At 40.0% G+C, this 502-nt stretch carries 1 protein-coding gene; it reads left to right on the top strand.

Annotated elements, in window-relative coordinates; genetic code table 11:
• Positions 1-259: 259 nt before the first annotated feature.
• The coding region (locus B4K20_RS03415) for a PTS sugar transporter subunit IIA (protein ID WP_414683365.1) at positions 260-502 on the top strand (243 nt) is incomplete at its 3' end.

Here is a 502-nt window from a genome sequence, read left to right on the forward strand (position 1 = left end):
AGCTACACCAATGCTACACTTGTCATTATCAAATCCATCCTCGCTCAGTATACGGTTGCTGACCTGGTTAAAAATGCAAAGAATGACAAATAATGCGAATGAACAGCTAAAATACCGGCAACAACAGCAAATTCAGCAATGAGCATTTCACATTAACTTGATGACATGTCGTATATCTATTACATTCATTATCGTTTAAAGACAGAGGCAGAGCCAATTTGTCTATCTACAGCCATGGCTGTTTTTATAGAGAACTAATATGACCGTAGGCGTTTTACTCGTTTCGCACAATAACATCGGTACAGAGCTCATCAATACCGCTCGTCAAATGTTATCTTGCTGCCCTCTTCCGACGAAAGTCATTTCTATCGAAACCAAAGATAATCCGGAAGCCATTCGATTAGAAATGGATGAAGACTTAAAAAAACTTGATCAAGGTCACGGTATCCTCATACTGACTGACATGTTCGGTTCAACGCCTAGTAATATAGCGTGCGCCGTA

The organism is Methylophaga sp. UBA5088 (assembly GCF_002414625.1).
Lineage (GTDB): Bacteria > Pseudomonadota > Gammaproteobacteria > Nitrosococcales > Methylophagaceae > Methylophaga > Methylophaga marina.